At 73.9% G+C, this 2,313-nt stretch carries 2 protein-coding genes; one reads left to right on the top strand and one right to left on the bottom strand.

The features are described from left to right. The coding region (locus DQW06_RS23145; RefSeq protein WP_117199303.1) for an Ig-like domain-containing protein at positions 1-1,061 on the top strand (1,061 nt) is incomplete at its 5' end. On the opposite strand, the gene DQW06_RS23140 is transcribed toward DQW06_RS23145, so the two are convergent. Then, a complete protein-coding gene (locus DQW06_RS23140; RefSeq protein WP_117199302.1) occupies positions 1,058-2,212 on the bottom strand; it encodes a glycosyltransferase family 4 protein in 1,155 nt (384 codons plus the stop codon). The genes DQW06_RS23145 and DQW06_RS23140 overlap by 4 nt on opposite strands. Positions 2,213-2,313 lie beyond the last annotated feature (101 nt).

The following is a 2,313-nucleotide window of genomic DNA, read 5'->3' as shown; positions in this document are numbered from 1 at the left end:
CCGCCCCCTCCGCGGAGGAGGGCGGGGACGCCGGGGCGGCCGGGGACGCCGAGCGGTGGGAGTTCACCGGCACCCTGAGCGAGGACGGCACCCGGTGGGTGAGCGACTGGAACCTGGACCCGGGCTCGGCGGTCACCGTCCGCGCCACCGCCGAGGACGACGCCGGTGAGGCCTCCGAGACGGTCGTGGAGTTCTCCACGAAGGAGGCCGTGCCCGGTCAGCGCCTCGAACTGGCCTCGAACTTCCCCACCTCCGGCGACACCGTCGGCGTGGGCATGCCGGTCATCGTCAACTTCGACCTGCCGGTGACCAACAAGGCCCAGGTGGAGAACTCCATGGAGGTGACCTCCGAGCAGGAGGTGGAGGGCGCCTGGAACTGGGTCGGCGACAAGACCGCGGTGTTTCGCCCCCGCGAGTACTGGGAGCCCCACCAGCAGGTCAGCGTGGACATGCGCCTGTCGGGGGTGGAGGCCTCCGAGGGCGTCTACGGGATCGAGAACCACCGCCTGGAGTTCGAGGTCGGCCGCGAGATGGTCTCGACCATGCACGTGCCCGACCACGAGATGCTGGTGGAGATCGACGGCGAGCCCGCGCGCACCATCCCCGTGAGCAACGGCGAGGCCTCCAAGCGCTTCAACACCACCACCTCGGGGACGCACCTGACCATGGAGAAGTACGAGTCCCTGGTCATGGACGCGGCCACCCTGGGCATCCCCGAGGACTCGCCGGACTACTACAAGCTGGACGTGGACTGGGCGGTGCGCACCTCCAACAGCGGCGAGTTCACCCACGCCGCCCCCTGGAACGACCGGATCGGGTCGGCCAACACCTCCAACGGCTGCACGAACATGTCGGTGGAGGACGCCCGCTGGTTCTACGAGAACTCCCTGATGGGCGACGTCCTGGAGACCACCGGGACCGACCGGGAGCTGGAGTGGGACAACGGCTGGGGTTTTTGGCAGCGGTCCTGGGACGAGTGGCTGTCCCACAGCGCCACCGGTGAGCCGCAGGTGACCGACGGGTCGGGCACCCCCGGTTCCGTGCACGGCGAGGGGAACTAGGCGGGCAGGTCCGGGGAGCCCTCCAGGAGGGCGTCCAGGCGCCTGGCGGTGTGTTCCCAGGTCCACTCACGGCTCACCCACGCGCGGCCGCGTGCGCCCATCTGGGCGGCGCGCTCGGGGTCCTTCAGTAGGGCGATGAGGGCGCGCGCGGAGGGGCCGGGCAGGGATCCGTCCACGACCAGGCCGGTCTCGCCGTCCCGGACCGTGGCGGGTGCGCCCCCGGAGTCGCCCGCGACCACGGGCAGGCCGCAGGCCGAGGCCTCCAGGTAGACGATGCCCAGCCCCTCGGCCTCCAGGCCGCCCTTGCGGCTGCGGCAGGGCATGGCGAACACGTCGGCGGCGTCGTAGTAGGGCGGCAGGTCCCGGTGGGGGACCGAGCCGGTGAAGACCACCGAGTCCATTCCGCGCGCGGCCGAGAGCAGGCTCCGGCGGTGGGGGCCGTCGCCGACGACGAGCAGGACCGCGTCGGGCACGTCGGCCAGGACGCGGGGCCAGGCGCGGATCAGGGTGTCCTGCCCCTTGCGCGGTACGAGCCGGGACACGCACAGCACCACGGGGCGGTCGCCCAGGCCCAGGCGCGCGCGGACCTCCTCGCCACCGGTGCCGGGCCGGAAGGCCCCGGTGTCCACGCCGGGCGCGAGCCGGCGCATGCGGGCGGCCGCGTCGGGGGACAGGGCCCGGGCCAGGTGGCGCCGGGTGTACTCGCCCAGGTAGGTGACGGTGTCGGTGGTGTCGCCGATGCGGCGCAGCGCCTCGCGGGATCCGGGCATGGTGGCCCACCAGGTCTCGTGGCCGTGGCTGATGGCCACCTGGCGCTTGACGGGGGTGCCCTCGCCCAGCCCGGCGGCGAGCAGTCCCAGCGGGGCGGCGGCGCCGTAGAGCACGGTGTCGCAGCCCTCCAGGTCGGCGATGGCGCGTGCCCGCCGCGCCACCCGGGGCGTGGGCAGCAGGACGCGTGCGGCGTCGCGCACGACGGGGAAGGGCTGGCGCAGGTCGAAGTGCGGGTCGGCGGCGGCGTCGGCCCGGGCGGGGGAGGAGCAGTAGACCACGACCGATCCGCGGGGGCGGCGCAGGGCCATCTCGTGGACGAAGGCCTCGATGCCACCGGCCTTGGGCGGGAAGTCGTTGGTGATGATCAGAGTTCGCGGCACAGGGGCGAGTCTAGGCGCGGCGGGGCTGGCGGGGGGGTGTTCCACGCGGGTCCGGCCCCGGTGCGCGGCGGGCCCGGAGACGGCGGCGCCCCCCCCCCCCC

This window comes from Nocardiopsis sp. TNDT3, from assembly GCF_003427465.1.
In the GTDB taxonomy this organism is placed as follows: domain Bacteria; phylum Actinomycetota; class Actinomycetes; order Streptosporangiales; family Streptosporangiaceae; genus Nocardiopsis; species Nocardiopsis dassonvillei.
This window is presented reverse-complemented; position numbering and strand designations above follow the sequence as displayed.